This is a genomic window from Lonsdalea iberica, from assembly GCF_002111585.1.
GTDB lineage: Bacteria > Pseudomonadota > Gammaproteobacteria > Enterobacterales > Enterobacteriaceae > Lonsdalea > Lonsdalea iberica.
Window position 1 is genome coordinate 1 of record NZ_LUTP01000046.1, and the last position, 24,418, is coordinate 24,418.

A 24,418-nucleotide genomic window follows, 5' to 3' on the forward strand; every position below is an offset into this window, starting at 1 on the left:
CGCTTGACCGCTTGACCGCTTGACCGCTTGACCGCTTGACCGCTTGACCGCTTGACTGCAAAAGCCAAAAGCCAAAAGCCCTATGGCGCAGTGGTCGATCTGTCTGTGGGCGAACGCGCCCCATGATTGGCAGTGATAGCGGCTTGTTCAGCCACTTTAGGCGTGAAGCTTATATATCGCGGAGTGTGTGGTATCCCCCATAACACACTGTAACGGCCACGCTGAGTGGCCTTTTTACGAGACTATTTTCGACTTCTGGCGGATTGGCCTTAGCGACCCGCGGCAGTTTCAATAGGCAGGTCGTCTCGGCCTCCCCATTCGCCCCAGGAGCCGTCGTACAGTTTGACTTGAGGGGCATTCAGCACATACAGCGCCAATACGATCACGGCGGCCGTCACGCCGGAACCACAGCTCGCGACGATGGGACGTTGGATATCAATCCCCTTCTGTTTAAACACGGCGGTCAGCTCCTCCGGCGTTTTCAGCGCGCCGTCTGCCACCAGTTCATTCCATGGCACGTTAATGCTGCCGGGAATATGCCCGCGGCGCAGTCCCGGACGAGGCTCATCGACATCGCCAGCGAAGCGTGGTACTGGACGAGCGTCGACAATCTGCGCGGAATGATCATGGGTGATCGCCAGTACGACCTCGGCCTGACAGATCACGCCTGCGTCTAGTCGAGCGTTAAATGTCCGGGGCTGATGGGCGGTGTTTCCCTGCTCTAAAGGTAGTTGCGCCTGTTTCCATCCGGCCAGTCCGCCAGCCAAGATAGAAACCTTGGTCACGCCGAACGTTTTTAGCATCCACCAAGCGCGAGGCGCTGAAAACAAGTTGCCCTCATCGTAAATGACGCAGTGTCGGCCTTCGCTGACGCCCAGATCGCCCATGGCCTGAGCGAAGGATGTGCTGTCTGGCATCATGTGTGGCAGAGGCGAAGTCGCATCCGACAGCGTTTCAATATCGAAAAAAGCCGCCCCTGGCAGGTGTTCGGCCTCATATTCGGCCTGGATATCCCGCGTGGTATCGCCAGGCGGAAGCATCCGCGCATCAAGCAGTGTGATATCAGCGTCGTGTAGATGCGAATTTAGCCAGGTGGCGGTGACAAAGATGTCGGAGCCGGATACAGACATGAGACCTCCTGTTCGGGCTGCCGATGAAGCCCGGGATTAAGATGAGGATTGAATTGTCAGCGATTTTTTAGCATCGGACAAGCGCAAACCTGTCTCTCATGTCAGTTTCAGCGCACGCTATTTCAAGAATGCGAGCGTTGCCGGCTCACATAGATGAAACAGATGAAACGCGGTGGTTTGTTTGCTATCCGTCCCGCAGGCAGGGCAGAGAGTGAGTGTCAGACAAAGATTCAGCGTTATAATGATAGGAAAAGGACGATAAGATAACGTTATTTTAAAAAAATGTTATTTGACCGTAGGCAAGATGGAGGCGCAACCCTATAATCTGCGCCACTTTACGGTGCCGGGTTCATCATTTTTAACCGGCGGTTATCAGACAGTTATCAAATGAGGTCACTATGACGGTAGAACGTACTTTTTCTATCATTAAGCCCAATGCGGTCGCCAAGAATGTGATTGGCGCTATCTACAACCGCTTTGAAAGCGCAGGCTTCAAGATCGTTGCTGCCAAAATGCTTCATCTGACTCGCGAACAGGCCGAAGGCTTTTATGCGGAGCACGAGGGCAAACCTTTCTTTGACGGTCTGGTGACATTCATGACTTCCGGTCCCATTATGGTTCAGGTTTTGGAAGGTGAAAATGCCGTGCTGCGCCACCGCGACCTGATGGGGGCGACAAATCCTGAGAATGCGCTGGCGGGCACGCTGCGCGCTGACTATGCTGACAGCCTGACTGAAAATGCGGTGCATGGTTCGGACTCTCTGGCATCCGCTGAACGTGAAATTGCCTATTTCTTCAGCGCGGACGAGGTATACGCACGCACCCGCTAAGTTGAGACAAAGAATTAAAAGCGGAGTGGCGCTGGCACCTCTGTATTAAACTTTGTACAATGCCGCGCCCCGGAGCGAGCAGGCGCTCGGCCGGGGCGTTTTTTTATCCTTTATCACTTCTTCCGAGCCATAACGTGTAACAACGAGGCCATGAGTCAATATGTCTGAGCAAACTGTATCCCCGATCGCCACCGAGTCTGACGCTATCACCGTTAAGCCGACGGGCACTGAAAAAATCAACCTGCTGGATCTAAACCGTCAGCAAATGCGCGCCTTTTTTGCCTCGATGGGAGAAAAGCCGTTCCGTGCCGATCAGGTCATGAAGTGGATCTATCACTACTGCTGTGATGATTTCAACGAGATGACCGACATCAATAAGGTGTTACGCACCAAATTGCAGGAGATCGCTGAAATTCGCGCCCCGGTTGTGGTGGATGAGCAGCGCTCCTCCGATGGCACGATCAAGTGGGCTATCCTGGTCGACGGCCAGCGCGTGGAAACGGTCTACATCCCGGAGGATGAACGCGCGACGTTGTGCGTCTCTTCTCAGGTCGGTTGTGCGTTGGAATGCAAGTTCTGCTCGACGGCGCAGCAAGGGTTCAACCGTAACCTGCGGGTTTCTGAGATCATCGGCCAGGTATGGCGCGCGGCGAAAATAATCGGCGCGGCCAAAGTCACCGGGCAGCGTCCTATCACTAACGTCGTGATGATGGGCATGGGCGAACCGTTACTGAACCTGACCAACGTGGTTCCGGCGATGGAAATCATGCTGGACGATTTCGGTTTTGGTCTGTCGAAACGTCGCGTGACGCTGTCGACTTCCGGCGTCGTGCCTGCGCTGGACAAACTGGGCGACATGATCGACGTCGCACTGGCGATCTCGCTGCATGCGCCGAACGATGAAATCCGTAACGAAATCATGCCGATTAACAAAAAATATAATATCGAAACCTTTTTGTCGGCAGTGCGGCGTTATCTGGATAAGTCCAACGCCAATCAGGGACGTGTCACCATTGAATACGTCATGTTGGATCACATCAACGACGGAACGGAACACGCGCATGAGTTGGCGGAGTGCCTGAAAAATACGCCGTGCAAGATCAACCTGATCCCGTGGAACCCATTCCCCGGCGCGCCATATGGGCGCAGCTCCAACAGCCGCGTTGACCGCTTCTCCAAGGTACTGATGGAATACGGATTTACCACCATCGTTCGTAAAACGCGCGGGGACGACATTGATGCGGCCTGCGGGCAGCTGGCTGGGGAAGTCGTTGACCGTACCAAGCGAACGATGAAGAAAAAAATGATCAAGGATACGATAGCCGTTAAAAGTGTATGATCGTGGTCGGCCCGAGAGCGCCGGACTGATGATAAATACATTTCAGAGGCTTATCATACTATGCTGTGGTAACGGCGGGCTCGTATAGCTGGGGCCGCCTGCCTCGGCGAGAGACAATGGCTAAGGATAGTCAGAGATGAATTCACGGCGGCAGGGAAGGTGGCGGTGCGGTTTGACTGCGGTATGCATGATGATAAGCGGGTGCGTGAACACGGCTGAAACAGTCTCTCTCTCGCCCCAAGCGCAGACGCGTTTGCAATTGGGGTTGGCGTACCTTGAGCGCGGGCAGTTAGACGTCGCCCACAGTAACCTGCTCAGCGCCTTGAAGGCGTCCCCGAATGACTATCGCACTCAATTGGGGATGGCGCTGTACGAACAGCAGATCGGCGAAAACGCGGCGGCTGAAAAACGTTATCACCAGTTGTTGCGACAGAGCCCCTCGAACGGGAACGTATTGAATAATTACGGTGCGTTTCTGTGTGGTTTAGGGCAGTATGTAACGGCGCAACAACAGTTTAGCCGCGCAGCGCAGCTCGCGGATTATCCGCAGGTTGCCGATGCTCTGGAAAATGCCGGTTATTGTTTTTTAGACGCTGGGCAGCCTGATGAAGCGAAGCAACGGCTTAGCCGGGCCCTGAACTATGACCCGCGCAAAGGCCAACGCCTACTCGCGGAGGCTGAACATCGCATGCATGCCGGCTATCCGGAACAAACGCGGATGCTCTTGAGTATTTATCAGCCGAAATTTCCGGCGAGTGCCGAAAGTTTATGGCTACAGATTCGTTTCGCCGCGCTGGCGGGGGATACCGATGACGCGATGCGTCACGGTGCGATGCTGGCGCGAAGTTTTCCACAATCTAAACAGTACCAGCAGTTCTTAGCTAATGAATACTGAAGCCAATCAAGATAAAACAGCATCATCCATAGCCACGCCTGGAGAACGACTGCGTCAGGCGCGTGAAAGCTTGGGGTTGTCGCAGCAAGTCGTCGCAGAAAGGTTGTGTCTGAAAGTCTCCATCGTTCGTGAGATTGAAGAAGACAACACGCCTGCGGGCCTTGCTCCGACATTCCTGCGTGGATATATCCGTTCTTACGCCAAGCTGGTGCATCTGCCCGAAGACGAGCTGCTGCCTATGCTGGAAAAATACGTGGTGCCGAGTCGCACCTCAAATGTATCCCCTATGCAGCACCTCGCGCTGGGCAAAAGCCGCAAGAAGCGCGACGGCTGGCTGATGACCTTTACCTGGTTAATTTTGCTGGGCGTTTTGGGGTTGACGGTCGCCTGGTGGTGGCAGAATCATCAGGCGCAGCAGCAGGAAATCAATTCCATGGTCGATCATGCGAACGCTACGCAGACTTCGCAGGATGGACAGCCGCTGGATTTGGGCAATGGCGAACCGGGCCCAGTTGTACCGGGCGATAGCGCCAACAGTGGCGCCGCTACCGAAGTGACGCCGCCTGCCGACGCATCTTCGGCGATCCCCTCTACGCCAACGACGAATCCGTCTGCGCCGGTCGCTCCCGTCACGCCGGCTCCTGCGCCGACGGCGTCTCCGGCTCAACCCTCTCCAGCGCCCTCATCCGCAGCCCCGGCTGTTGAGACTCCGGCGCCTTCCGTGCCGGCATCGAATGTATTAGCAATGTCGTTCTCTGCGGACTGCTGGCTGGAAGTAGTGGATAGTACTGGCAAAAAACTGTTCAGCGGTATGCAACGCAATGGCGGTTCGCTGAATCTAAGCGGACAACCTCCTTATCGACTCAAAATCGGCGCTCCTGCTGCTGTACAGATTCAGTATCAGGGCAAACCGGTTGATTTGAGTCAGTACGTCAGAAGCAATCAGGTTGCACGTTTAACGCTGGCCGGCCAGTAATTTTCCGGCCGGTAGCGGCATTTTGGAGGTGAAGTTGTGAATAACCCCGCACCCATAACCCGTCGCAAATCAAAGCGCATTTACGTTGGTAAGGTGCCCGTCGGTGACGGCGCGCCGATAGCGGTGCAGTCGATGACGAACACCCGCACAACGAATGTTGAAGCGACGGTGAATCAAATCAAAGCGTTGGAACGTGTAGGCGTCGATATCGTTCGCGTCTCCGTCCCCACCATGGATGCCGCTGAGGCATTCAAGCTGATCAAACAGCAGGTGAATGTGCCGCTGGTTGCGGATATCCATTTTGACTATCGCATAGCGTTAAAAGTCGCTGAATACGGCGTGGATTGTCTGCGCATTAACCCCGGCAATATCGGCAATGAAGAGCGGATTCGCGCCGTCGTGGACTGCGCACGGGACAACAACATCCCGATCCGTATCGGCGTCAACGCAGGCTCATTGGAAAAGGACCTGCAGGAAAAGTACGGTGAGCCAACGCCGGAAGCGCTGCTCGAATCCGCCATGCGCCACGTCGATATTCTGGACAGGCTCAATTTTGACCAATTCAAAGTCAGCGTGAAGGCGTCTGACGTCTTCCTGGCGGTCCAGTCCTACCGTCTGCTGGCATCCCGCATCGATCAGCCGCTGCATCTCGGTATCACCGAGGCGGGCGGCGCGCGGAGCGGGGCGGTAAAATCCGCCATCGGTCTGGGGCTGCTGCTCTCCGAAGGGATTGGCGACACGCTGCGTATCTCGCTGGCGGCCGACCCGGTGGAAGAAGTGAAAGTCGGTTTCGATATTCTAAAGTCACTGCGCATTCGCGCGCGCGGCATCAACTTTATCGCCTGCCCGACCTGCTCGCGTCAGGAGTTTGACGTAATCGGCACCGTTAACGCATTGGAGCAGCGGCTGGAAGATATCATCACGCCGATGGACGTATCGATTATCGGTTGTGTGGTCAACGGACCGGGCGAAGCGCTGGTGTCGACGCTGGGCGTGACCGGCGGCAACAAAAAAAGCGGCTTTTATGAAGACGGTGTTCGCCAGCGTGAACGTTTTGACAATGAACAGATGATCGACCAGCTGGAGTCTAAAATCCGCGCCAAAGCGGCGATGCTGAACGAAAGTAACCGCATCACCATCAACGTGGTCGATAAGTAACGGCGGCGGCATCGCACGAGATGCCGCCCTGTCGACAGCTTCCCAACCCGACGGCGACGGCCGCGCATTGATGCCGCAGTGCCGCTCCCTCTATAATCGGGCCTATTTTCGAGAAAACGGATTAGAGAACTGACGTGGCAAAAAATATCCAAGCCATCCGAGGCATGAACGACTACCTGCCAGCCGATACGGCTTTATGGCACCGCATTGAAGCCAGCCTGAAACAGATCCTTGCCAGCTATGGCTATGGCGAAATTCGTACGCCTATCGTTGAGCAGACCTCTCTGTTCAAGCGCGCTATCGGTGAAGTGACCGACGTCGTAGAAAAAGAGATGTACACGTTCGAGGACCGCAACGGCGACAGCTTGACGCTGCGTCCCGAGAACACGGCGAGCTGCGTCCGCGCTGGCATCGAGCACGGTATCCTCTACAACCAGGAGCAGCGCCTGTGGTACACAGGCCCGATGTTCCGACATGAACGTCCTCAGAAAGGTCGCTACCGTCAGTTCCATCAGCTCGGTTGTGAAGTCTTCGGCCTGAAAGGCCCGGATATCGATGCCGAAATGATCATGATGACGGCGCGCTGGTGGCGCGAACTGGGCATTGCAGAACACGTCTCGCTGGAACTGAACTCTATCGGTTCGCTGGAAGCGCGCGCGCGTTACCGCGAGGCGTTGATTGCGTTTCTGGAACAGCATCAGGATATCCTGGATGAAGACTGCAAACGTCGTATGTACACCAACCCGCTGCGCGTTCTGGATTCCAAGAATCGGGATGTGCAGACGCTGTTGAACGACGCGCCGGTTCTGACCGATTACCTCGACGATGAGTCGCGCGAGCATTTTGACGGCCTGTGTGAACTTTTAACGCAGGCGAGCATCCCATATAAGGTTAATCCGCGTCTGGTCCGTGGCCTGGATTATTACAACCGCACCGTTTTCGAATGGGTAACCACCAGCCTTGGTTCACAGGGTACCGTGTGCGGCGGCGGACGCTACGACGGCATGGTAGAACAGCTGGGCGGTTCTAGTACGCCTGCGGTTGGTTTCGCGATGGGCTTAGAGCGTCTAGTGCTGCTGGTTCAAACGGTCAATCCGGAGTTTAAAGCGCTGCCGGGCGTGGATGTTTACGTCATTTCTTCCGGGGCGGGAACCCAAAGCGCGGCCATGCTGCTGGCGGAATCGCTGCGTGATGAGATGCCTGGATTGAAGCTGATGACCAACTTTGGCGGCGGCAATTTTAAAAAGCAGTTTGCCCGTGCGGATAAAAGCGGGGCGCGAGTCGCTCTGGTGCTGGGCGAAAATGAAGTCGCGGCAGGACAGGCAGTAGTAAAAAACTTGTCTAGCGGCGAACAAGAAACTCTGGCGCAGGCTGACGTTGCAGCCCGGCTGACGACGCTACTGGATTGAGGAGAAAGACACCGTGGAAGTCAATACCACAGAAAATGAACAGGTTGATGCGCTGCGACGTTTCCTGATAGAAAACGGCAAGGCGTTGGCTGTTGGTGTAGTCCTGGGTATCGGGGCGCTGGTTGGTTGGCGTTTCTGGCAGAGCCATCAGGACAATAGCGCGATGGAGATATCGTCGGACTATCAGCAAGCCAGCGAAACGCTGACGGCAGGTAAGGGCACCGCGGCGGTGGAAGCGTTTGCCGCGGGTAACAAGAACAACTACGGCGCGCTTGCTTCCATGGAACTGGCGGCTCACTACGCTGAACTGAAAGATTTCGCCAAAGCAGAGCAGCAGCTTACTCAGGCGCTGTCTCAGAGCAACAACGCCGATCTGCAAACGCTGATTAACCTGCGCCTGGCGCGGGTGCAGCTTGAACAGAAAAAAGCGGATGACGCGCTGAAAACGCTGGATGCCATCAAGACGGAAGGCTGGGCCGCGATGGTTGCAGACGTTCGCGGCGACGTGCTGGTCAGCAAAGGTGATAACCAGGGCGCGCGCAGTGCGTACGAAAAAGGCATCGAGTCTCAGCCTCCTCAGGGGCTGCAGGCCCTGTTACGAATGAAACTGAACAACCTGTCCAGCTAAGAGGAATTCCATGCAATTGCGTAAAACACTTTTGGTAGGACTGGTTTCAACCGCCCTGCTGAGCGGCTGTTCGCTATTCGACCGTGAAGAGGACGTCGTTAAAATGTCTCCTCTGCCTCAGGTAGAGAATCAGTTCACGCCGACGAAGGTCTGGAGTCGTTCAATCGGTAGCGGTATCGGTGATTTTTATTCCAATTTGCGTCCGGCCTGGCAGGACAGCCGCGTGTATGCGGCCGACCGTCGCGGTACGGTCAAAGCGCTGGACTTGAGCAACGGTGAAGAAAAATGGAAAGCGGACCTGTCTGAGAAGACGGGTCTGTTGTCGGCGAATCGTCCGGCGCTGCTGTCCGGCGGCGTCTCGGTTGCCGGTAACCACGTCTACGTTGGCAGCGAAAGAGCGAAGATGTTCGCGCTGAATGCTGATGACGGTGCACAGGTCTGGGAAACGCCGGTCGCAGGTGAAGTCACTTCCCATCCGGTTATCAGCGACGGCGTAGTGCTGGTGCACACCAGCAATGGTATGCTGCAGGCGCTGAACGAATCTGACGGTGCCGTTAAGTGGACGGCAAACCTGGATATGCCGTCATTGTCGGTGCGCGGTGAGTCTGCTCCTGCGACGGCCTTTGGCGCGGCCATCGTCGGCGGCGATAACGGGCGCGTGAGCGCCGTGCTCATTAATCAGGGCCAACTGATTTGGCAGCAGCGCATTTCCCAGCCGAGCGGCGCCACCGAAATCGATCGTCTGAACGACGTTGATACCACGCCGGTCATCGTCGGCGAAGTGGTTTATGCGCTGGGCTACCACGGCAATCTGACGGCGCTGGACTTGCGCTCCGGACAGATTTTGTGGAAACGTGAGCTGGGCTCGGTGAATGACTTCATCGTTGACGGCGACCGCATTTATCTGGTCGATCAGGATGACCGTATCGTGGCCTTGAGTACCAACGGCGGCGTGAGCATCTGGCGTCAGAGTGAATTGTTGCACCGTAATCTTACGGCGCCAGCGCTGTACAATGGTTATCTGGTGGTTGCGGATGCAGAAGGCTATATGCACTGGGTCAACACGACCGATGGCCGCTTTGTGTCTCAACAGAAAGTGGATAGCTCTGGTTTCCTGAGCAATCCCGTGGTAGCCAGCGATAAGCTGCTGATTCAGGCTAAAGGCGGAGAGGTTTACGCCTTTACGCGCTAGTCCACGTGTTTTACTCCGGGCGAAGGCGCCATAAAGGCCTTCGACCTGTCGAACGGCTCCTGACGATATCAGGAGCCGTTTCGTGTTTTATGATCAGCCAGCCATGCTCGCTGTAACGAATTGAAATATAAGCAATGAGGTTGTAACAATGATACCTGTCGTCGCGCTGGTCGGGCGCCCGAATGTGGGGAAATCCACGCTGTTTAACCGCTTGACGCGTACTCGTGACGCATTGGTGGCGGATTTCCCTGGGCTGACGCGTGACCGCAAGTATGGTCGTGCCGAGGTGGAAGGAAACGAGTTCATTATCATCGATACGGGCGGTATTGATGGTAGCGAAGAAGGCGTGGAAACGCGTATGGCGGACCAGTCTCTGCTGGCGATTGAAGAAGCCGATATCGTTCTGTTCATGGTTGACGCCCGTGATGGGTTGATGCCTGCGGATCTGGGTATCGCCCAGCATCTGCGCAACCGTCAAAAGGCCACCTTCCTGGTCGCCAACAAAATTGACGGAATCGACGTGGATACCGGTACGGCAGACTTCTATTCGCTGGGCCTCGGTGAAGTTTACCCGATTGCGGCATCCCACGGCCGCGGCGTCACCGGCCTGCTGGAAAAAGTGCTGCTCCCGTTCGCGGAAGATAAGGACGAAGAGCCGCAGGAACTGACGGAAGAGGAAGCTAATGCCGCTTATTGGGCGGAGCAGCTGGCCATCGAAACCGAGGCCGAAGAGGACGCCGAAGCCGAAGACAACTTCGATCCGGAGTCTTTGCCGATAAAACTGGCTATCGTGGGTCGTCCTAACGTCGGTAAGTCGACGCTAACCAACCGTATTTTGGGGGAAGACCGCGTCGTGGTTTATGACATGCCCGGTACGACGCGTGACAGCATCTACATTCCGATGCAGCGTGACGAGCGCGAATATATACTGATCGACACCGCTGGGGTGCGTAAGCGCGGCAAGATCACGGAAACCGTCGAGAAGTTTTCCGTCATCAAAACGCTGCAGGCGATCGAAGACGCCAACGTAGTGCTGCTGGTGATCGACGCTCGCGAAGGGATCTCCGATCAGGATCTGTCTCTGTTGGGCTTTATTTTGAACAGCGGTCGTTCGCTGGTGATCGTGGTCAACAAATGGGATGGTCTTTCCCAGGATGTGAGAGAGCAGGTGAAGGAGACGCTGGATCTGCGTTTGGGCTTCATTGATTTCGCTCGTATCCATTTCATCTCCGCGCTGCACGGTAGCGGCGTAGGTAACCTGTTTGAGTCGATTACTGAGGCTTACACCTGCTCGACCCGACGTGTGAGCACTTCGTTGCTGACGCGTATCATGCGTATGGCCGTTGATGACCACCAGCCGCCGCTGGTGCGAGGACGCCGCGTGAAGCTGAAGTATGCGCACGCCGGGGGTTATAACCCGCCTATCGTCGTGATTCACGGCAACCAGGTCAAAGATCTGGCGGACTCTTATAAACGTTATCTGATGAACTACTTCCGTCGTTCCTTGGAGGTGATGGGAACGCCGATCCGCATCCAGTTTAAAGAGGGGGAAAACCCGTTTGCAAATAAGCGAAATACCCTGACGCCTAACCAGCTACGTAAACGTAAGCGTTTAATGCAGCACATCAAGAAAGGCAAATAAGTCGAATTTAAGTGCCAGGATGGACCGGCGGGGCAGAATATTTTCTGCCCCGTTTTTATTGCGGGACGGCCTGACCGAGGAGAGGGAAAAACACGATGGAAAAGCAGAGCGGAATGACCTTGTTATGTCCACAGTGCCAGCATGAAATGAGAAAGCGCAGCGATGAGCGTTTTCGCTGTGCCGAGTGTCAACAGGATTATCGGCGTGAGCCTCTGTGTCCGGACTGTGGGCAGCCGCTACAGGTGCTCAAAGCCTGTGGCGCGGTCGACTATTTTTGTCCGCAAGAGAAGGTGTTGATTTCAAAGAAACGGGTGACGTTTCACTACCAACCGATTCTGCCTAATGGGATCCCCTGATCCAGAGGTTTGAAGCGTCTCCGTTGGTATCAGGGCGCTGGCTGTGCGTTCTGCCACAGGATGTCCAGTTCCGGCGCGGCCCGTTCGGGAACCAGCCACACCTGGGGGGGCGTGTCGCCGCCGTCCGAATCGCCATGAAAAATGTGAATCCGGTAGTAAAATTGATCGCCCCTGCCGGGGCGTTCGGCCGGATCGTCGCTCTGTGATGACGGCAGTACGCTGCGCAAAACCGCGCAGATCTTTTGACGCTCTTCCGGAGGCAGCTTGGCTAATACCACCCATCTTGGCCCGGATAATTTCGGTATCCAGGCGAGGCCGCCTTCCCGCGCCAGTTCGATAATGGCGTCGTCAGTCAAGTGGGGTGGTGCGTTCATACTCATTCGCGATACCCGTATCAACGCCCACCCGATGCCAGGCATGCAGCACGGTATCGGCCACCGCCGTACTGAAGCGCTGTTCTGCATGATTCACCGTGTATTGGGCGAACAGTGAAAAGTCGGCGTTCTGCGGCAGCGATTTGTCGCATAAAACGTCGTACCAGATGACGCCCGCTTTCTCCCACGAATACCCGCCCAGATCGGTCGCCGCCAGATAAAAGGCGCGGCTCGGTATTCCGGAATTGAGGTGTACGCCGCCGTTATCTTCGCGGGTATTAATGTAATCACGCATGTGGGCTGGCTGCGGGTCTGTGCCGAGCAGCGGGTCGTCATAGGCTGTTCCCGGTCGGGCCAGGGACCTTAACCCCTTGCCGTCGATCTCCTCGGTCAGCAGGCCAGCGCCGACAATCCAGTCCGCCTCCTGCGCCGTTTGCTTGAGATAGAACTGTTTCACCATAGCGCCGAAGACGTCGGACAGCGATTCGTTCAGCGCGCCGGACTGGCGAGTGTAGAGAAGATTCGCTTCGCTCTCCGTGACGCCGTGCGTCAGCTCGTGGGCGATGATGTCGATGGCGGTGGTGAAGCGGTTGAAGATCTTGCCATCGCCGTCGCCGAAAACCATTTGCTGCCCATTCCAGAAGGCGTTCTGATAATTCTGACCGTAGTGTACAGACCCCAGCAGCGGCAGCCCGGCGTTGTCTAAAGAGTTACGCCCGAAAACCTGCCAGAAGAAATCATAGGTGGCGCCCAGATATTCATAGGCCTCGTCCGTTGCGATATCGCCTGTGGCGGCCTGGCCCTCTTCACGAACGAGCGTTCCCGGCAGCGTTTGCTGATTTTGCACATCATGAATGTGGCGGTGGGCCTGTCCGCCGGGGAGCGTGTCGTGCTCGGGGGGACGCGTTTGGGCGGAGACCATCAGCGACTGTACGTGCATTAGCGTCTGCTGAGCGAGCCGTCGCTCTTCGTCAGAACCGTTGCTGACGATACGATGAAGGATATACGGGGGTACTATGCTATGAATCGCTTTCATACATCATCTCCACATGGATGCATATCTCTCGGTATGAGCGGACGTCCATAACCTAGATAACCAGTAAAGGAGCGATAAGTATAGTTCAGGAAATCATTTTCAGACGAAGCCCGAGATCAGGCTTTATCGGCCGAATGAATGGCGGTGACCTGGCTCTCGACCCACCCATCTTGCAGCCGCGTGCTGAGGGTGTCTCCGGCGGCGATCTGGCCCGCCTTTTTCAAGACGTCGCCCGATGAGGTCGTGGTGACGCTGTAGCCTCGGCCCAGCGTGGCCAGCGGACTGACCGCTTGCAGGTGGGAGCAGGCCTCACCGAAGCGCTGTTTGTTTTGTCCGATCTGTTTGTCGAGCGCGTGTTGCAGCCGATAGTTCAACTGCTGAATGTGTTGCTGGGCTCGGTGGATTCTCGGCTGCGGCGGCTGTTGCAGTAACCGTTGCTGGAGGTGCTCTTGCCTGCGCAGGCTTTGGCGCAATCTGAGTTGTACGGCATCGTCCAATCGCTGACGCAACCGGATAAGCCGGTTTTGCTGGCGCGCCAGCCTTAGCTGAGGGTGCTGCTGTTGCAGGCGGTGGTGCAGACGCGTGAACAGGCTCTGACGCTGCGCCAGATAGTAATCCATCGCCATTTCCAGCCGTTGACGCTGGGCTGTCACCTGACGCAACAGCTCCAACTGGTTGCGGCTAACCAGTTCTGCGGCGGCAGAGGGCGTCGGGGCGCGTAAATCCGCGACGAAATCCGCGATGGTGACATCCGTTTCATGGCCGACGGCGCTGACGATGGGGATGCGGCTGGCGAAAATCGCTCTGGCGACGCGTTCGTCGTTGAAGCTCCAAAGATCTTCCAGCGAGCCGCCGCCACGGCCGACGATCAGGACATCGCACTCATCGCGCAGATTGGCCGATTCGATGGCGCGAATGATTTGCGGCGGTGCATCTGCGCCCTGCACGGCAGTCGGGTAGATGATGACCGGCAGCGACGGATCGCGTCGTTGCAGCACCTGCAAAATGTCATGTAACGCGGCGCCGCTCGCGGAGGTGATCACCCCTACGCGTTTGGCCGGTTTCGGCAGCGGCTGCTTGAACTGCTGGTCAAACAATCCTTCGCCGGACAGGCGCTGCTTCAACTGCTCAAACTGCTGCTGCAACAGACCGTCGCCGGCAGGCTGCATGCTATCCGCCAGCAGTTGGTAGTCGCCTCGCGGTTCGTACAGCGTAATCATGGCGCGGATGAGGACCTGCTGACCGTTCTGTGGTCGAAAGGTCACGCGACGGTTGCTGCCGCGGAACATGGCGCAGCGCACCTGGGCACGCTCGTCTTTCAGCGTGAAGTACCAGTGGCCGGATGACGGCTGGGAAAAGTTGGAGATTTCTCCGCTGAGCCAGACATGGCCCATCTCGCCTTCCAGCAGTTGTTTAACCGTCTGATTAAGACGGCTGACGGTAAAAATGGCGCTAGAAGGAGTCTGTGGCATGAGAGAAAGATCAAGTTTCAAAGCAGTGGGTTAATCTGTCCATACTACCGGGCAAAGGGCGGTACGCAAGGCTTTTTATAAAAAACGCTGGAGGCAATCCTATATGCTCTGTATAATGCCGCGGCAATATTTTATCTAATCTTCCAACCACCCTCGGTGAGATATTGCCCATGTTACGTATCGCAAAAGAAGCATTGACGTTTGATGATGTCCTGCTCGTTCCCGCACATTCTACCGTACTTCCCAACACGGCCGATCTCGGCACGCAACTGACCAAAAGCATTCGCCTGAACATCCCTATGCTGTCCGCCGCCATGGATACGGTTACCGAATCTGCACTGGCTATCGCGCTGGCTCAGGAAGGCGGTCTGGGTTTCATTCACAAGAACATGACCATTGAGCGTCAGGCGGAAGAAGTTGGCCGTGTGAAGCGTCACGAAAGCGGTGTGGTGGTTGAACCGCAGACCGTCACTCCTGCAACGACCCTGCAGCAGGTAAAAGATCTGACCGCACGTAACGGCTTCGCCGGTTATCCGGTGGTGACGGAAGGCAACGAGCTGGTCGGCATCATCACCGGCCGCGACGTGCGTTTCGTGACCGATATGAACAAGCCGGTCAGCGCCGTGATGACGCCGAAAGAGCGTCTGGTCACGGTGAGTGAGAGCGAAGCGCGCGAACGCGAAGTCGTGCTGCACAAGCTGCATGAACGCCGCATCGAGAAGGCGCTGGTCGTTGACGATCAGTTCCGCCTGAAGGGCATGATCACCGTAAAAGATTTCCAGAAAGCCGAACGTAAACCGAACGCCTGTAAAGACGAGCGCGGTCGTCTGCGTGTCGGCGCGGCCGTTGGCGCGGGCGAAGGTAACGAAGAGCGCATCGACGCGCTGGTCGCCGCAGGCGTCGACGTTCTGCTGATCGACTCCTCTCACGGTCATTCCGAAGGCGTGTTGCAGCGCATCCGCGACACGCGCGCCAAATATCCCGACCTGCCGATCATCGGCGGCAATGTGGCGACCGGCGCCGGCGCGCGGGCGCTGGCGGAAGCGGGCGTTAACGCCGTGAAAGTGGGCATTGGCCCCGGCTCCATCTGTACGACGCGTATCGTGACCGGCGTGGGCGTACCGCAGATTACGGCGATTTCCGACGCGGTAGCCGCGCTGGAAGGCACGGGGATCCCGGTGATTGCCGATGGCGGTATCCGCTTCTCCGGCGACATCGCCAAAGCCATCGCCGCGGGCGCAGCTTGCGTGATGGTCGGTTCCATGCTGGCGGGTACGGAAGAATCTCCGGGCGAAATCGAACTCTATCAGGGCCGCTCGTTCAAATCTTACCGCGGCATGGGGTCTCTGGGCGCAATGTCCAAAGGTTCCTCAGACCGTTATTTCCAGTCAGACAATGCGGCCGATAAACTGGTACCGGAAGGTATCGAAGGCCGTGTCGCCTATAAAGGCTATCTCAAGGCGATTGTCCATCAACAGATGGGCGGCCTGCGTTCCTGCATGGGTCTGACCGGTTGTCCGACTATCGACGCGCTGCGCACCAAGGCTGAGTTTGTCCGCATCAGCGGCGCAGGTATTCAGGAAAGCCACGTTCACGACGTTACCATTACCAAAGAGTCGCCTAACTACCGTTTAGGTTAAGCGCTTTTGCTGGCTGATTTAACGAACAGAACCCGGTAATATTTATCGGGTTCTATTTTTCATTCGCTTCTATCCGTATTGGAATACGCCTCTCATGACAGAAAACATTCATCAACACCGCATTCTTATTCTGGATTTCGGTTCGCAATATACGCAACTCGTCGCTCGCCGCGTACGTGAGCTGGGCGTGTACTGCGAACTTTGGGCATGGGATGTCACCGAAGCGCAGATTCGCGAGTTCAACCCGAACGGCATCATTCTCTCCGGTGGCCCGGAAAGCACCACGGAGTTCAACAGCCCGCGTGCCCCTGAGTATGTATTCCAGGCCGGTGTTCCTGTGTTGGGCGTTTGCTACGGTATGCAAACCATGGCGATGCAGTTGGGCGGGAAAGTGGAAGGCTCCAATCAGCGTGAGTTCGGCTATGCGCAGGTGGAAGTAAAATCTGCCAGCGCGCTGGTTCGCGATATTCAGGATACCGTCAGCGCCGCAGGCGAGCCGTTGCTGGATGTGTGGATGAGCCACGGCGATAAAGTGACCGCGATCCCGCAAGGTTTTGAGACCGTAGCCAGTACCGATACCTGTCCGTTTGCCATTATGGCGAATGAAGAAAAACGTTTTTACGGCGTACAGTTCCACCCGGAAGTCACGCACACTCGCCAGGGCCAGCGCATGCTTGAACGCTTCGTCCTCGATATCTGTCGCTGTGAAGCGCTATGGACGCCGGCGAAAATCATCGACGATGCCGTCTCTCGCATTCGTGAACAGGTCGGTGAAGATAAAGTCATCCTTGGCCTGTCCGGCGGCGTGGACTCCTCGGTAACCGCGATGCTGCTGCACCGCGCCATCGGCGACCGTCTGACCTGCGTGTTCGTGGACAACGGCTTGCTGCGACTGAACGAAGCAGACCAGGTGCTGGAAATGTTCGGCGACCATTTCGGTCTGAATATCGTTCATGTCCCGGCTGAGGAGCGTTTCCTGAGCGCGCTGTCGGGCATTGACGAACCGGAAGCCAAGCGTAAAACCATCGGTCGCGTGTTTGTGGAAGTCTTCGATGAAGAAGCTTGCAAGCTGACAGACGTTAAATGGCTGGCGCAGGGCACTATCTACCCGGATGTGATCGAATCCGCAGCCTCTGCCACCGGTAAAGCGCACGTCATTAAATCCCACCACAATGTGGCGGCCTGCCGAAAGAGATGAAGCTTGGCCTCGTCGAGCCGCTGAAAGAGCTGTTCAAAGATGAAGTGCGCAGAATCGGTCTGGAACTGGGGTTACCGCATGACATGCTGTTCCGTCACCCGTTCCCGGGACCGGGTCTGGGCGTGCGTGTACTGGGTGAAGTGAAAAAAGAGTACTGCGATCTGCTCCGTTGCGCCGATGCCATCTTCATCGAAGAGCTGCACAAGGCCGATCTGTATCAGAAGGTCAGCCAGGCATTCACCGTGTTCCTGCCGGTGCGCTCCGTAGGCGTAATGGGCGACGGCCGTAAGTACGACTGGGTCGTCTCACTGCGCGCGGTGGAAACGGTGGACTTCATGACGGCACATTGGGCGCATTTACCTTACGAGTTCCTCGGCCGTGTCTCCAACCGCATTATCAATGAAGTGGATGGCATCTCCCGCGTCGTTTACGACGTCTCCGGCAAACCGCCTGCGACGATTGAGTGGGAATGATTTAACGTCTGGCAACAGCCTGCACGTAAAAGCAGTAAAGTACCTCTAAGCCCGCGTAACTGCGGGCTTTTTTGTTTTTGTGTCTGGTACTTTCTGGCAGCTGTTAGCAACGGGAAGCACGATTTTTTCAATGGGATTTTTGATGGTACTCTCTGATTTCGAATTCAGGTTTGAAAAAGTACCATGTGATAAATTTCGATTGAGTTATGGTATTTGTTTTTTATAACTCAATTAAAAACAGAGAGTTAAATTACTTTTCTGAGTTTTTTACAACATGGTATTTTTGATAAAGGAAAACAATAAACCATGTTGACTGACACCAGGCTGCGTCACCTTAAGCCGAAGGAGAAACTCTATAAAGTTAATGACCGTGATGGTCTGTATGTTGCGGTCACTCCGGCTGGAACTATCTCATTTCGTTATAACTATTCAATAAACGGAAGACAGGAGACCGTTACTTTTGGCCGCTATGGTGTTGGAGGGATCACGCTTGCAGAAGCGCGTGAACGGCTCAATGAAGCCAAAAAAATGGTTGCCAGTGGAAGATCGCCTGCGAGGGAAAAAGCCAGAGATAAAGCGCGTATCAAAGATGCGGAGACTTTTGGTGCGTGGGCTGAGAAATGGTTACGCGGTTATCAAATGGCTGAATCGACGCGTGATATGCGGCGTTCGGTATATCAAAGGGAGTTGAAGTCAAAATTTGCCCAGCAGAAACTTAGTGAGATTACACATGAAGACTTACGTGCATTAACCGATAACATTGTCGAGAGAGGGGCACCGGCGACAGCTGTACACGCCAGAGAGATTGTATTGCAAGTCTATCGCTGGGCTATTGAGCGCGGTCAGAAGGTGGAGAATCCAGCTGATCTGGTACGGCCTGCAAGCATAGCGAAATTTGAGCCTCGTGACAGGGCATTGACGCCAGTTGAAATCGGTCTGATGTATCGGTATATGGAACGGGTAGGAACGACGCCATCAATCAGAGCAGCGGTTAAACTTTTGCTGTTAACGATGGTACGTAAAAGCGAGCTTACTAACGCGACCTGGAACGAGATCAATTTTAGTGAAGCATTATGGACGATACCAAAGGAGAGGATGAAACGACGTAATCCACATTTGGTTTTTCTTCCCCAACAGGCAATGGATATTTTGATTGCTCTTAAAACCTTTGCCGGTAGCTCTGATTTTATCCTTCCTTCGCGCTACGATTCCGATGCACCTATGAGTAGCGCTACTTTAAACCGGGTTTTGACACTGACGTATCGTCAGGCACAGAAAGAAGGGGAGTTGTTGCCTAAGTTTGGTCCCCATGACTTACGGCGTACTGCCAGCACCTTGCTACATGAGGCCGGGTATAATACTGACTGGATTGAGAAGTGCCTTGCCCATGAACAAAAAGGGGTTCGAGCTGTTTACAATAAGGCCGAGTATCGTGAGCAGAGATCAGAGATGCTGCAAGATTGGGCGAATATGATTGATGAATGGGCTAGTAAATAATTTATAATCAGTAGGTTAAGTTGATATGCTTCCTGTCTCTATACCAGTAGGACAATTTTAGCCGCTAAAATTCACAGAATCTTTACTGGTTTTTCTTTGGACTGCATAAAAAGGAAAAGTAAGAATGCCTGAGTTGTCTGTGATTATAAAATGGATGAATCAATACCCTAAGACCGGCTGGATATTGCTGTTAATCTATATTGTACTCGGTGTAGTTCGTCACAGAGTAATTAATGCTGAATCTGGTAGCGTCTTTCGTGGACTACTCAATCTTAGGAAGCGCCGGCTGGAGAAAATGCTTGAACAGCCATATTTGAACAAAAATGCGATCAGTCTGGTAAGACGTGAGCTTCGTCAGCGCAGCCTTTACCAGCTCACAGGGCTATATAACTATCGCCTACAGGATTTGGCAATCATATTTTGCGATCGCTATGGGTTGCGGGCTGGTTATCTCAAGCCATGGCGTAACTGGCTCAATGAAAAGGAAGGACAAATTGTGTTCAAAAGGAAATGGCATTGTTTTCGCTGGCGTATATTTCTGGCGGTGCTAATTGTAAATGTAATCTTACTGGTAGCATTCATTATGTATATATTTTCTCATGCTTCAGCCGAAATGATCGCACCACTAATCATGTTCTACGTGCTTTTATGGTTGTTTCCTTGGCTAATGGTGGTCTCAGTACCTACTCCAGCATGGACTCGTGAAATGGAAGCTTATCTGAAAAAATTTAATGCTGAACAAAGAATGGCTGATAGTAATAATCATTGTCATATTGAATTAAAATAGTTCCGACGGTGAAATATGATTGATCTTAGGGGGTATACCAGAATCAATTAAAAAATCAGAATCAATTAAAAAATCAATCCTTAAGATACAACTGGGTATGTTTTTAGGGGTTTCAGTAAGCAAATAGAATAAAATCAAAGATCATTGTTGATATAAAATTCTTTTCGTAGAGATGTCAGGGATTTGGATACAGCTTGACGTGTCACTGGCAAGTTATAATTTTTTGTTAAAATCTGCGCGACCTCCGATTGATTGAATCCCTGATGTATTAAAGCAAGTATTTTCTTCTTTGTATCGGACAGTTTAGAATCAGTCATGAACCGTGCAATATTTCTAAGATCAACTATATCTACTGGGGTTAAATTTTTGTCTAGCATCCATTTTAAAAAATAATAATCAACTAATCCATTACCGGAGTTAGCGTTAGCTTTATTTGGTTTAGCACATTGCCGCCTTAGTCTTAATAGTTCTTGGTTGAATTGTTCAAGGGAGCGTTTTCCTTGTCTGTAAAGGGGATTCCACTGGCCATTGGTCAATCTGGGTCTATGGTTAGAGCAATATCGATCGCTAAAAACCAGCTTTTCATGATAAGGGAATTCATTGTCTTTAGCAGCATATTCTGAAATTTCAGTAATAAATTTAGAAAATTCAGTCTGGTTACCGCAGAACTCGCAAAAACCGAGTTTACGTTGAGAATTTATAGTTACACCTTTTGCCGGTGATGATTTCTTTGGCCGTTTGGATGCGCACTCACTGACTAATTCAATAAGAGACTCAATTGTAGCAATAAAGCATTTATCGAGAGAGTTTTGACTATCTGAAGTCAGAATGAATTGACGTAAAAGAAGTCTTTGTGCGCGTGCTACCACATTAAAACCCACATTTTTGAGTAGTTCACTAAATTCTATTCCTCCGCCAGAAATGTAGTCCTTATGGCTTGGTGGCAAAGAATTTTTATATGCAGCTACTGCAGGGTCAATCACTTCCTGTATCAGGCGCAGTATTGGATACCGCCGTGAAAATGTGGAATACGGAGAGCTACGCTCTACAAATACTTTAAATGCTGCTGCAACTGTGAGGTCACAGCCTTCCCAAGGGATGATTTTCATGTCAACCATTTTAGCCAATGAATAGGTTTTATCAAGTGGTAATGCTTGGCATTGTATAGGCCTGATTGGAAACAGGAGGAAGGCAGATGCAACCAAAGGCACATAGCACGCTCATTAACAGAAAAACGCTTCTGGAAATGATCCCATTGTCAGCCCGGACTATTTATAACCTTGAGCAGCGAGGTGAGTTTCCTCGCCGTATAGCACTTACTAGCCGAAATGTTGCATGGCAGTTATCTGAAGTGGAACAGTGGATTGCGGATCGTAAATCAGCAATGTTTAAAGCGGCCAGACCCGGTATTGTTTTAGGTAGGTAACAGCAATGTCATTGAACATAATGGAAGCGTTTGAAGCTCCGCCACAGCCAATTGATTACGTTTTGCCTAATTTAGCTATTGGTACTGTCGGAGCGATTGTTTCTCCGGGAGGCGTTGGAAAGTCAATGCTGGCATTACAACTGGCTGTGCAGATTACTTGTGGTGTAGATCTTTTAAACCTTGGTGATTATCCAACTGGATTAGTGGCATATTTACCTGTGGAGGACTCTGCAACCATCGTTCACCATCGTCTATATGCTTTGGGAAAATATCTAACAGCATGTCAGCAGAAGATTGTAGCTGATCGACTATTTGTCAAACCTTTGGTAGGGAAGTGCCCAAATATTTTCTTGCCAGATTGGAGCAACTTGATCGATGAGATTTCAAAAGGTAGACGGTTGATAATTTTGGATACTCTTCGTCGTTTCCACCATGAAGATGAGAATAATAGTGGAGCAATGTCCAGGGTCATTGGAAAGCTAGAAGGTATTGCTGCTGATAGTGGGTGTTCGATTATATTTCTACATCATTCAAACAAAGGCGCTGCTACGATGGGAGTTGGTGATATACAACAGGCAAGTAGAGGTAGTAGTGTCCTGGTTGATAATATACGGTGGCAATCTTACCTAGCGGGCATGAGCACCTTAGAAGCGAAGACGTACGGTATTTCTGAGGATATTCGAAATCAATTTGTTAGATTTGGAATCAATAAAGCAAATTATGGTGAGCGTGCCCCAGATCGTTGGTTACAGAGACATGAGGGGGGAGTGTTAAGAATAACTGCGTTTAGCCTGAAGAATAATAAAAAGCTTATTAAAGAAAGAACATCTGCCTGGAGTGGCGCTGACAATGACAACTGGTAATAAAGTGGTACCCACTAGTACAGCATGGCAAGCCCGGGTAATTTTGTACCAGCCAAGCCAGCGCCCTAAGGAGATGAAGGGACAATGGATGGAGACAAGTTTCGGACGTTGTCGTGTTACCGGACGGCTCGGGCAGCGTCATGCCGATATCGTGGAGACAATATTATATGTTGCCGAGCAAAGTCGTGAAATTTCTGATGGGGGAATCGAATTATTAGTAGATCCAGCGAAAATACGTCGAACGCTATCCGATGCACAATATAGCTATGGCCGTATACAAAAATTGCTTTTAGATCTTCGCGTCGCATCAGTTGAAATTATAACGCCAGAGCTGGAGAAAAGCGGTGATTTTATAATAGGGGGGCTAATCGATCATGTAGTTCCATCACCTATGACTCGACCTGATCCTTTGACTGGAGGAGTACGCCGTCTATGGCGTGTCCGTCTGGGTGTTGCATTAGCTATGTTACTCAAAAAAGATTTGCCATTTTATTATCATCCTGGCCCCATAGCTCGGCTACAACATGGTATTAGCCAGGCAGTCGCCCGTCATGTCTTAACCCATAGGAATAATCCTTTAGGAGGGTGGTATATGGATACGTTGATATTAGCAGTGTGCGGTGAAGGAAATAGTAATATGACTTTACGTAACTACCGTCGGAGATTGAAAGAAGATGCTGTGCAATTGCGTGAGATTGGAATTGATTTGAACGGTTCCAGGATAAAACGTGTCACAACGGCCCGATATTGTGTCACAACGGCCCGATAGCGTGTTATAGCGGCCCGATAGCGTGCTACAGAGGCCCGAATTTTTACTATTCAGCAGTATTTACAGGATCGTTCAGGATCTTCAGGCTTCGAAATCACCTGCCTGAGCAGGCGCTTTCAAATCCAGAATCGGCCAAAGGCCGATGGTTGTACGCCAGAAGAAGAGATTACCTACACGCTTGGTATATTGACGCTTGAGGTAGATTTTATGACATATGAGGTACGCCCCTGCCTTTGGGCATAGGGAGGCAGATTTTAGCCGCTAAAATCTGCAATGCACATGCTCAGACAATGTAATTAAAAAAGTTCATAAGCAATAAAAGGCTTCTTTCATTATATCGAAACATAAATACAGTTGGCGGACGCCCATATAGAACTACTAGAGGTCATTTTCAAACAGGAGAAATATAGTTTCCTTGCAAAAAGCACATTTGCTGCAGATTTTTATTCGAGTAATCCTGCATTAATACTTTAAGAAAACACATCCTGTACACAGGAATACACAATACGTACACAGGTATACAACGGCAACAGTGGGGGAGGACATGTAAAGTAGGCCCACCGCAGGCGGTATTCCAACTTTACTACTACCCATTCGCCGCACCGCTGCTCAAGGGAAGCCTGCTCTGCGAGGCTAATCGGCTACCGCCGATATGGAGAGCCATATGACTGTTGCTCAGACGCAGCTTTCCATACGCCAGCGACTGTTAACAGTGAGAGTATTCAATATAAATAACCAGTTAATATTGAGGTGCAATATGAAGCTATTGGTTCAGATGTTTACATCATTGAGAGGGATTTTAGCCGCTAAAAAAACGGTGGCCCTTTTCATTTCCGTATCGTTTATCGCTCTGGCGGCTAAAGCCGGGATTCCTGTTATTGATGGTACTAACGTGGTTCAAACGACAATCAGCGCAGTCAATAACGTTCAGGCCGTTGCAAAACAAATCCAGCAGTACCAGACTCAACTCCAGCAGTATGAAAACATGCTGCAAAATACTGCCGCACCTGCAGCATATATCTGGGATCAGGCCAATTCCACTATCAACAAATTACTACAGGCTCAAGACACGCTTAGCTATTACAAGAACCAGGCCGGGAGTCTGGACTCATATCTCAAACGTTATCAGGACTTAACTATTATAAATCTTCTCCTTGTTTTAATAGTAATATTGAGTGTACTTCAGCCGAGATCGACGCACTGCGTAGTGCAGAGCGGAATAATTCAGAAGCGCGTAAAAAAGCGAATGATGCCGTTTTCAAAGTAATAGACCAACAGCAGCAAACCTTGCAGCAAGATGCTGATAATGTCGCAGAACTCCAGTCTCA

The 24,418-nt window shown here is 52.7% G+C and carries 21 protein-coding genes and 2 pseudogenes; 18 read left to right on the plus strand and 5 right to left on the minus strand.

Annotated features, from left to right (window positions below):
- Positions 1–269: 269 nt before the first annotated feature.
- The gene (gene sseA, locus AU511_RS14240) at positions 270–1,130 is read right to left on the minus strand and encodes a 3-mercaptopyruvate sulfurtransferase (protein WP_094110069.1); all 861 of its coding nucleotides are present in this window, start codon (positions 1,128–1,130) and stop codon (positions 270–272) included.
- 398 nt (positions 1,131–1,528) lie between these two features.
- Between sseA and ndk the strand changes: the two genes are divergently transcribed.
- The 10 genes from ndk to AU511_RS14290 all read left to right on the plus strand — a co-directional run bounded on the left by ndk (position 1,529) and on the right by AU511_RS14290 (position 11,555).
- A complete protein-coding gene (ndk, locus tag AU511_RS14245) occupies positions 1,529–1,960 on the plus strand; it encodes a nucleoside-diphosphate kinase (RefSeq protein WP_094110070.1) in 432 nt (143 codons plus the stop codon).
- A gap of 160 nt (positions 1,961–2,120) precedes the next feature.
- Complete coding sequence (gene rlmN, locus AU511_RS14250; RefSeq protein WP_094110071.1) at positions 2,121–3,299, plus strand: dual-specificity RNA methyltransferase RlmN; 1,179 nt, start codon at positions 2,121–2,123, stop codon at positions 3,297–3,299.
- Between the two features lie 136 nt (positions 3,300–3,435).
- Positions 3,436–4,194 carry a type IV pilus biogenesis/stability protein PilW gene (pilW, locus tag AU511_RS14255; protein WP_094110072.1) on the plus strand — a complete coding sequence of 253 codons (759 nt, stop codon included), beginning with the start codon at positions 3,436–3,438 and terminating at the stop codon, positions 4,192–4,194.
- Entirely contained in the window at positions 4,184–5,170 is a 987-nt protein-coding gene (gene rodZ / locus AU511_RS14260; protein ID WP_094110073.1) for a cytoskeleton protein RodZ, read from the plus strand. The genes pilW and rodZ overlap by 11 nt, the downstream gene beginning before the upstream one ends.
- Before the next feature lie 36 nt (positions 5,171–5,206).
- Positions 5,207–6,328, plus strand: coding sequence for a flavodoxin-dependent (E)-4-hydroxy-3-methylbut-2-enyl-diphosphate synthase (gene ispG, locus AU511_RS14265; protein WP_026740089.1), 1,122 nt, complete (start codon positions 5,207–5,209; stop codon positions 6,326–6,328).
- A gap of 134 nt (positions 6,329–6,462) precedes the next feature.
- Entirely contained in the window at positions 6,463–7,737 is a 1,275-nt protein-coding gene (gene hisS / locus AU511_RS14270; RefSeq protein ID WP_094101578.1) for a histidine--tRNA ligase, read from the plus strand.
- A gap of 13 nt (positions 7,738–7,750) precedes the next feature.
- Positions 7,751–8,365 (plus strand): YfgM family protein, encoded by a 615-nt coding sequence (locus AU511_RS14275; RefSeq protein ID WP_094101579.1) that lies wholly within the window; start codon positions 7,751–7,753, stop codon positions 8,363–8,365.
- Positions 8,366–8,375: 10 nt separating this feature from the next.
- Positions 8,376–9,557, plus strand: coding sequence for an outer membrane protein assembly factor BamB (gene bamB / locus AU511_RS14280; protein WP_094101580.1), 1,182 nt, complete (start codon positions 8,376–8,378; stop codon positions 9,555–9,557).
- Positions 9,558–9,705: 148 nt separating this feature from the next.
- Positions 9,706–11,199 carry a ribosome biogenesis GTPase Der gene (gene der / locus AU511_RS14285; RefSeq protein WP_094110074.1) on the plus strand — a complete coding sequence of 498 codons (1,494 nt, stop codon included), beginning with the start codon at positions 9,706–9,708 and terminating at the stop codon, positions 11,197–11,199.
- 113 nt (positions 11,200–11,312) lie between these two features.
- The gene (locus tag AU511_RS14290; protein ID WP_094101589.1) at positions 11,313–11,555 is read left to right on the plus strand and encodes a zinc ribbon domain-containing protein; all 243 of its coding nucleotides are present in this window, start codon (positions 11,313–11,315) and stop codon (positions 11,553–11,555) included.
- A 29-nt stretch (positions 11,556–11,584) separates the two neighbouring features.
- Here the strand turns inward: AU511_RS14290 and AU511_RS14295 are convergent, their stop codons facing one another.
- From AU511_RS14295 to xseA, 3 genes are all read right to left on the minus strand, one after another.
- Positions 11,585–11,929, minus strand: a complete 345-nt coding sequence (locus AU511_RS14295; protein ID WP_338037688.1) for a protealysin inhibitor emfourin — start codon at positions 11,927–11,929, stop codon at positions 11,585–11,587.
- The gene (locus AU511_RS14300) at positions 11,904–12,965 is read right to left on the minus strand and encodes a M4 family metallopeptidase (RefSeq protein WP_094110076.1); all 1,062 of its coding nucleotides are present in this window, start codon (positions 12,963–12,965) and stop codon (positions 11,904–11,906) included. Before AU511_RS14300 ends, AU511_RS14295 begins: the two co-directional genes overlap by 26 nt.
- A 116-nt stretch (positions 12,966–13,081) precedes the next feature.
- Complete coding sequence (xseA, locus tag AU511_RS14305) at positions 13,082–14,437, minus strand: exodeoxyribonuclease VII large subunit (RefSeq protein ID WP_094110077.1); 1,356 nt, start codon at positions 14,435–14,437, stop codon at positions 13,082–13,084.
- Positions 14,438–14,607: 170 nt separating this feature from the next.
- On the opposite strand from xseA, the gene guaB reads away from it, so the two are divergent.
- The 4 genes and pseudogenes from guaB (at position 14,608) to AU511_RS14325 (ending at position 20,032) form a co-directional block, all read left to right on the plus strand.
- Positions 14,608–16,077 (plus strand): IMP dehydrogenase, encoded by a 1,470-nt coding sequence (guaB, locus tag AU511_RS14310; RefSeq protein ID WP_094110078.1) that lies wholly within the window; start codon positions 14,608–14,610, stop codon positions 16,075–16,077.
- A 94-nt stretch (positions 16,078–16,171) separates the two neighbouring features.
- Positions 16,172–17,748, plus strand: a pseudogene (gene guaA, locus AU511_RS14315) (glutamine-hydrolyzing GMP synthase).
- A gap of 306 nt (positions 17,749–18,054) precedes the next feature.
- Entirely contained in the window at positions 18,055–19,245 is a 1,191-nt protein-coding gene (locus AU511_RS14320) for a tyrosine-type recombinase/integrase (RefSeq protein ID WP_094110079.1), read from the plus strand.
- Positions 19,246–19,369: 124 nt separating this feature from the next.
- Complete coding sequence (locus tag AU511_RS14325; protein WP_094110080.1) at positions 19,370–20,032, plus strand: hypothetical protein; 663 nt, start codon at positions 19,370–19,372, stop codon at positions 20,030–20,032.
- 134 nt (positions 20,033–20,166) lie between these two features.
- Here the strand turns inward: AU511_RS14325 and AU511_RS14330 are convergent, their stop codons facing one another.
- Positions 20,167–21,243 (minus strand): LuxR family transcriptional regulator, encoded by a 1,077-nt coding sequence (locus tag AU511_RS14330; RefSeq protein WP_094110084.1) that lies wholly within the window; start codon positions 21,241–21,243, stop codon positions 20,167–20,169.
- Here AU511_RS14330 and AU511_RS14335 point away from each other — a divergent pair.
- The 4 genes and pseudogenes from AU511_RS14335 to trbJ form a co-directional block, all read left to right on the plus strand.
- The gene (locus AU511_RS14335) at positions 21,228–21,458 is read left to right on the plus strand and encodes a helix-turn-helix transcriptional regulator (protein WP_094110081.1); all 231 of its coding nucleotides are present in this window, start codon (positions 21,228–21,230) and stop codon (positions 21,456–21,458) included. The two genes, AU511_RS14330 and AU511_RS14335, sit on opposite strands and share 16 nt — an antisense overlap.
- A gap of 5 nt (positions 21,459–21,463) precedes the next feature.
- A complete protein-coding gene (locus AU511_RS14340) occupies positions 21,464–22,321 on the plus strand; it encodes a helicase RepA family protein (protein ID WP_094110082.1) in 858 nt (285 codons plus the stop codon).
- The gene (locus AU511_RS14345; RefSeq protein WP_094110083.1) at positions 22,308–23,090 is read left to right on the plus strand and encodes an ABC transporter ATPase; all 783 of its coding nucleotides are present in this window, start codon (positions 22,308–22,310) and stop codon (positions 23,088–23,090) included. The genes AU511_RS14340 and AU511_RS14345 overlap by 14 nt, the downstream gene beginning before the upstream one ends.
- Before the next feature lie 757 nt (positions 23,091–23,847).
- Positions 23,848–24,418: pseudogene (gene trbJ / locus AU511_RS14350) on the plus strand (P-type conjugative transfer protein TrbJ); the annotation flags it as partial.